Genomic DNA, 6974 nt, shown 5'->3' with positions numbered 1-6974 from the left:
GTAGAAAAATGTTGTTTTTTTTTATAATATATCACTTATATATCAATTGTTGTAAGATAACTGGAGTATTACCATGCAATTTAATAAATCCCTAATGACTGCTGCACTATTTGCTGTTGGTTCTTTAACTGCTTTTTCTGCAAATGCTGCAACTGCAACGCCTAAAAATTTTAAGGTCACTCTAAACGTTCTAGCAACTTGTAATATTACAGCAGGTAATGCTTCAGACATCGATCTTGGTACCGTTAATGATGGATCAGTGAAAACAGGTAACAATACAATCGTCGTAGCGTGTAGCTCTGGTACACCTTATAACGTTGGTTTGACATCAAGCACAAACGAGACTGACGGTACTGGGACTTTAACAGGACCTGGAACTGCTATAGGTTATGTGTTGACTCAAACCGCTGGTGCAGATGGTACACCTTGGGGTGATATTGTTGATACAAATACTCTTGCTGCTACCGGTAATGGTGTGACTGCTGATAATACTCATACTGTATATGCTACGACTACAACTTCTACCGACGTTGTTCCTGGTACTTATGATGATACCGTTACTGTAAATGTAACTTACTAGTATTTATGTTAAGTCTCTGGCTACGCCGTGTTGCGACACACAGTATTTTATCTGGCCTGCTGCTATATAGTGGTACAGCAATGGCGAGCGGCCTTCAGGTCTCTCCCATTTCCCTAAGTTTACAAGCCAAAGAAAATGCCAGTGGACTGACGCTGAGTAATACTGGTGACAATGAGGTACATGCGCAAGTGCGTGTGTACCAATGGTCTCAGGATAAAAAAGGCGATCAGCTCACCGCATCACGAGGATTATTGGCCAGTCCGCCAATGATTAAACTGCAACCGGGTGAAAAACAACTTATCCGGATTATTCGTGCATCTGCTCCACCAAGTGGCGTTGGTGCCGTAGAAAATAGCTATCGACTATCAATTGATGAGCTACCTATAAAATCTGTTGAGCAAAAGACTGGTTTACAGTTTGCGCTGAGCTACTCACTACCTGTGTTTGTAAATCCGGTTGGGATTACTGAAACTAATCCGAAGTTGCAATGGAGCTATAGTTTACAACCAGATAGCTTGCAAAAAAATGGCAAGCAGATGAATTTAAGAGTTAGCAATAGTGGGAATGGTCATGCCCAATTGGCTGATTTGAGCATTATAGATGATGCTGGCGATAGTATTGACTTACATCAAGGATTGCTGGGTTATGTTTTACCAGGCGCCACCATGAACTGGACACTGAAAACACTGCCATCTTCAATGAAGACAAGTGGTAAATTCAAGGTGATGATTAATGGAACTCAGACTACACAAGATGTCACGTTGGACAATTCCACTCGTTAAAGTACTTGTACTACAGAGTATAACCGTCTCATTGAGCCATGCTGTCACCTTTAATGACACTAGGTCTACCACCGCACCTGCTACGCAAACCATAGCTAACTCTTCTGATGCTAGAGCTACCCAACTCAACCTCGATGAAGGTGCAAGTAGGGCACAAGGCTTAGATTTATATTTAGACGTTACCCTCAACGGAGCTAACGTTGGTTTAGCTCATTTTGATTATCGTGATGGCGAATTATGGGCAAATATTGCAGTATTGCAGCAGCTCGGTTTTATAGTGGCACCAGGTACTGCAAACCCAGTACTACTAAATAGTTTTGCCAATATCAAAGTAGACTATAACGCCCGCATGCAGTCGGTGAATATTGTAGCCCCTTTAAGTATCCTTAATCTAAACACTACGGTGTTAAATACCCTCGATAACCGTCGAACTCAAGCTAGCTCTTCGCCTGGGGTATTATTGAATTATAATCTCTATGGCTCACAAACAGAGAATAGTTCGACCAATCTAAGCGCTTATACTGAGGTACGCGCCTTCAACTCCCATGGTGTCTTGAGCTCCACTGCACTGACGACAGGTAACCGTTTTTCTAATAGCAGTGCTAATAATGGTGATAAAAACCGAGACTGGGACAGTCGTACAGTACGTCTAGATACCAGTTGGAGTCAGTCATTTCCTGACAAGTTAATTACGGTTCGTGCTGGTGACATACTTACAGGGGCACTGTCATGGACGCGGTCTACGCGTTTGGGTGGTCTACAGATTGGTAGCAATTTTGATTTGCAACCTTATATGACGACTACTCCATTGCCGTCATTTTTTGGTTCAGCTACTCTGCCCTCTGCAGTAGAGCTCTATGTCGATGGGTTAAAGCAATATAGCGGTGACGTGCCTGCTGGCCCTTTTGAGATAAATACAGCCCCTAGCATCAGTGGAGCAGGGAATGCTCAGCTTGTATTGACCGATGCATTAGGTCAAAGCTCTACCGTTAATTTCTCGCTTTATGATACTCATCGATTATTACAGCCAGGTCTTTCTGATTGGTCAGTAGAGCTTGGTGCTGTCCGTGAAAACTATGGTATAAAATCTTTCGATTACGGCAGCGATATCGCTGCTAGTGGCACTTGGCGTTATGGGGTAAATAACCGATTCACCGCTGAGACCCATGCCGAAGCGACCAAGGATCTTGCTAATGCAGGGATTGGCGGCACATGGGTGTTAGGAGGACAAGGTGGTGTCTTGTTTGCATCATTAGCAGGCAGTGAAAGCCAAGGGAAAGGCGGATCACAATATAGTGCCAGCTACTCATGGAGTAACAATCGCTTTAATGTCGGTCTCAACACTTTAGGTACCAGTGGTCATTACCGTGATGTGGCAACCCAATACGGATCAACGCCCATACGTCAAAGCAATCAATTTTCAACAGGTTATAGTACCCAATCTCTAGGTAGTTTTGGAGTAAGTTATAACGAAGTGGACTATGCTGAAGAGGATACTGCAAAATTTGCTAGCGCCTACTGGAGCAAATCTTTGGGGCAACGCCTCAGCCTAAATGCTAGCTACAACCACGACCTTAATAATTCTGCTAATAACAGTGCCACAATCGGTGCCTCATTCTCGCTAGATCGTAATATTTCGCTCAATAGCAGTCTCCAGCATACTGACAATCGTAATGATTTTGTGGCTGATGTATCACAGTCAGCTCCGAGCGTAGGTGGTATCGGATGGCGAGCACAGGCTAGGCACAGTATCGATAACGGCATAAATGATAATACTAGCAGTGGTGGATTAGCAGAACTGAATTATCTTGGGCGTTATGGTCAGGTACAAGCAGGCGTCAGTAGTTACGATGGCAATCATTCTACCTTTGCTAGTGGCACAGGCTCTCTAGTTATGATGGGTGGTGGTTTATTTGCCGCACGCCAAATTAACGATGGCTTTGCCGTAGTATCCACTGATGGCGTCGCCGATGTACCTGTGTTGCTACAGAACAATGTCATTGGTACCACTAATAAGCGTGGTCTATTGCTGATATCACCGCTGAATGCTTATCAAGAGAACAAGATTGGTATTGATCCCATGGACTTACCCGCTGACCTGCGTATAGACAAAGTGGCTCTTGACGCTACACCGTCTGACCGCGCTGGTACTTTGGTGGCATTTGACATTACAGAAGCGCGCTCTGCCTCTGTTATTTTAAAAGACAGCAAAGATGAGTTTATACCGTTAGGCAGCCAAGCACGCTTAATCAGCAAAAAGAATACGCCAGCAGCAGTAGTTGGGTTTGATGGTGAAGTATACTTAGATACACTGGATGAGCATAATATCTTAGAAATAAGTACAACTTCTGGTGATATCTGCACTGTTAGCTTTGATTATCAGAAGCAGGGTGATGATATTCCACTCATTGGTCCACTCACTTGTCAGAAGGTAAAATGATGAAAATCTTTCAATGGCATTTTGGCCTTTACTTAGTTCCTTTGGCGTTTCTATTACCCACAAGTAATGCTCAAGCAGCAGTTAATTGTACAGCAATGATGGCTTCCGTTAATCTAGGTGACATTACACTAGCTAATGCTGATAATGAATCTATTACTGCAACCTTGAAATACGATTGTAGAAATACTTACGTGTTTTCAAGGAACGTATCTATCTGTCTTGCTGTTGATGGTGGTGATTATGATCAAACCGATGTTTTTCCACGTTACATGAAAAATACTACTCCCACTCCTAGTTTAGCATTTACAATGAAATTGCCTAATAATACTATTTGGGGTAGCCGAAACTATACTGGTGGTTCGGAATACAAAACAGTCGTAAACGTCCCTGGAGGAACAACTACCTCATTCAATGTACCTATCCAAATCTCTTTATCTTCTGGATATAATAACATTAGTGCCACACCCGGAAATTATACTAATAATTTCGTTGCTGGTAGTACTGCAATGGCAGTTGACATCAGCAGTTTGTTTAACCTTACCCCTAATTGCTCAAGTAAGGGACTAAAACCAAACGAATTCCCGTTCACAGTCCAAGCCAATGTACTTAAAGAATGTAAAATTACTGCTAATCCCGGCGTTATTAGTTTGGGCAGTGAGCCAGCGGGCGAAAAAAATCTTTCTAGTAATGGTAAAATTGGTGTGACCTGCACAAAAACTACTCCTTATAATATTGGCTTGGCTCCAAAGACTCCTAATCCCATTGGCAACACAAATGGTGGAGGTTTTTTGAACGGAACTGGAGGTAATACTGATAAGGTGCCGTATCAACTGCGTTCGGCTGTTGGCACTAATGGTAAAAAATGGGGCAATAACGGTAGTACTATTGATACCCTGACCAACGGCGTAACCGGAACTGGTAGCGGAGCAGAACAATTAAATAATGTATACGTTACTGTTCCGAGTGCTGATTTTAAGCCAGATACCTATACAGATACTGTAACTATTCACGTGAATTACTGAAGTTCTAATAACAATTATTGGTAGACATTTTCAAAGCTATTACTCATTCAAATAAAGCTCAGCCATGCTATCGAGCTGCGTCTTAACTTCTCTCCAATGAGGCATGACCTGAGTGAGCAGTCGCCAGAATCGGTCACTGTGATTGTATTCAGCAATATGACACAGCTCATGCAAGATCACGTAGTCGATACATTCTTTGGGGGATTTAACCAAATGCGGATTGAGGACTAAGTTGCCTTGAGTGGAGCAGCTGCCCCATTGTTTTTTCATCGATAGTATTTTAAAGGTAGGGGAGCCATTTACCCAATTGGCTTGCGGCAATACGAGCCTTTCCTAAATTTCGTGTAAGTACTTCTACAATCTAAATAATAGTTACACACTTTTTAGGAAAGGCTCTGTTACGAAAAACCATTTCAAAGATGGCTTTCTTATAGGTATCTCTAACCCTAAAGATGTTATTTTTTTATTGCTTTCTTCCCTTTATTCTTAGAGGTATCAAGCGACATATATTCGTCTATGCTAATTCTGACGTTGGTGTGGATAGCTCTAGACTATAGTATCTTATCTATTTATTCTTTTATATTCTCAAAAGTTAGTAATAATAAAATCGCAAATATAATTAGTAAATTTTCAGGACTTATTCTACTTTTCATTGCTATTTATATATTATGGGAAACTAGTAGAAGGCTATTTTTATAGAAAAAATCCCCAGCTATCGAATCTGATTTAATCATACCTACGGTGAACAAATCAGGTGCTTTAACTGGTTCGGTTCCCTAGTGAGGACTCGAAACTTGGGCTGTGGGCTAATGGCATCAACACTTTAACTCATTGAAAGAATCACAGTGTACTTGCCATACATATTCTATCCGTGATCGATGCGGTATACAGGCATTGAACTATAGACTAACTCTCAGAGTGTTAAGTCCCAGACAATCCCGATGCGGTTCAGATAATTCACCACCAATAAGTCGGATACTGTTTACCTTTACCCAAATTGTTATAAATCAGCGCTACCATTACCAAAACGATTGAACCGATTAGAGTGGGTGTTATCAAAAAACTCCAATTTACTGCACCTAGCATAACTATTAAAGGGTTAGACCCAGCAGGTGGATGAGGCATTCTAAATATCAGCATTAGCGCAATGGCAGTGCCAACAGCAGTTGCCATACTCCACCAGTGAATACCAAATAACGTCATGAATACCAGTCCTGTAAAAGTCGCAATAACATGCCCACCTATAACATTTCTCGGCTGGGCAAAAGGGCTGGTAGGATAGGCAAATATTAGTAAACAACTTGCGCCAAACGATCCTAAAATCATGATAAGTTCTATTGAGCTTCCTAATATAGCAAGCGTTGCAGTGGCAATGGTGCCGCCTAGCCAAGCCACTACTATCATCGGTAAAGGTAATCTCTTTGGGCATTCGTTGACTTGACCGCTTAGCTTATGCCAATTAAAGAATGAATGCATACTTACTCCTATCGTAAATAAAAAGGTATCATTATCGATATACCGTTCGGTGTATAATTTAAAGTATACCGAACGGTATATAAAAATACTATTATTGTTTTCACTGAATAAAAATAACAGGAGAAGAACTAATGGAATTACGAGATACTATTCTACAAAAAAGTTATGAGCTCTTTTATAAGCAAGGCTTTCACGATAGTGGAGTAGAGCTTTTAGCAAAGAAAGCAGGGGCTACCAAGCGGACTTTGTATGCCCATTTTGGTAGTAAAGAAGGCTTGATTGAGGAGGCGCTTAAATATCGTCATCAGATGTTTATGACTCAATTAGAAAATGACTTTGATGATTTTGAGATTGAGAAAGTAGCAGATGTTGCCACTTGCTACTTAAACTTCCTCAAGAACTGGACGTTATCAGAGGATTTTTATGGTTGTATGTTTATCAACGCTTGCGCAGAGTATTCAGATAAACAGTCTTCACCTCATTTAATAGCCAAGCAGCATAAAACTGAGGTTAGGAAATGGCTACTTGATAATTTTGAACAGATAAGTGCGGAAAATGCTAAGCAGAAATCTGACACTTTGTTTGTATTTGGCGAAGGTATTATCGTTGCCGCACAAACGGATCAGGAGTTGTTAGAGTTAAATACTGATTTTTTTAAGGTTTTGGATTAAATT

At 41.2% G+C, this 6974-nt stretch carries 7 protein-coding genes; 5 read left to right on the top strand and 2 right to left on the bottom strand.

The window, feature by feature from the left end; translation table 11 throughout:
* Positions 1-73 precede the first annotated feature (73 nt).
* Genes ACT3SX_RS12855 through ACT3SX_RS12840 form a run of 4 tightly spaced genes read left to right on the top strand, consistent with a single transcriptional unit; the run spans position 74 to position 4824 of the window.
* Complete coding sequence (locus ACT3SX_RS12855) at positions 74-580, top strand: spore coat protein U domain-containing protein (protein ID WP_225739206.1); 507 nt, start codon at positions 74-76, stop codon at positions 578-580.
* Between the two features lie 5 nt (positions 581-585).
* Positions 586-1362: a fimbrial biogenesis chaperone gene (locus ACT3SX_RS12850; protein WP_444761771.1), complete on the top strand. Its 777-nt coding sequence runs from the start codon at positions 586-588 to the stop codon at positions 1360-1362.
* Positions 1313-3802: a fimbria/pilus outer membrane usher protein gene (locus ACT3SX_RS12845; protein ID WP_444519084.1), complete on the top strand. Its 2490-nt coding sequence runs from the start codon at positions 1313-1315 to the stop codon at positions 3800-3802. The genes ACT3SX_RS12850 and ACT3SX_RS12845 overlap by 50 nt, the downstream gene beginning before the upstream one ends.
* Positions 3784-4824 (top strand): spore coat protein U domain-containing protein, encoded by a 1041-nt coding sequence (locus ACT3SX_RS12840; RefSeq protein WP_192519698.1) that lies wholly within the window; start codon positions 3784-3786, stop codon positions 4822-4824. The genes ACT3SX_RS12845 and ACT3SX_RS12840 overlap by 19 nt, the downstream gene beginning before the upstream one ends.
* A 39-nt stretch (positions 4825-4863) precedes the next feature.
* Here the strand turns inward: ACT3SX_RS12840 and ACT3SX_RS12835 are convergent, their stop codons facing one another.
* Together ACT3SX_RS12835 and ACT3SX_RS12830 are read right to left on the bottom strand one after the other, a co-directional pair.
* Positions 4864-5145, bottom strand: a complete 282-nt coding sequence (locus ACT3SX_RS12835; protein ID WP_225739208.1) for a M48 metallopeptidase family protein — start codon at positions 5143-5145, stop codon at positions 4864-4866.
* 636 nt (positions 5146-5781) lie between these two features.
* The gene (locus tag ACT3SX_RS12830) at positions 5782-6300 is read right to left on the bottom strand and encodes an HPP family protein (RefSeq protein WP_192524688.1); all 519 of its coding nucleotides are present in this window, start codon (positions 6298-6300) and stop codon (positions 5782-5784) included.
* Between the two features lie 131 nt (positions 6301-6431).
* On the opposite strand from ACT3SX_RS12830, the gene ACT3SX_RS12825 reads away from it, so the two are divergent.
* Positions 6432-6971: a TetR/AcrR family transcriptional regulator gene (locus tag ACT3SX_RS12825; RefSeq protein ID WP_444761770.1), complete on the top strand. Its 540-nt coding sequence runs from the start codon at positions 6432-6434 to the stop codon at positions 6969-6971.
* The last annotated feature ends 3 nt before the right edge of the window (positions 6972-6974 follow it).

The sequence above is a fragment of the Psychrobacter sp. AOP31-B2-9 genome (assembly GCF_052378005.1).
Classification (GTDB): Bacteria; Pseudomonadota; Gammaproteobacteria; order Pseudomonadales; family Moraxellaceae; genus Psychrobacter.
This window is presented reverse-complemented; position numbering and strand designations above follow the sequence as displayed.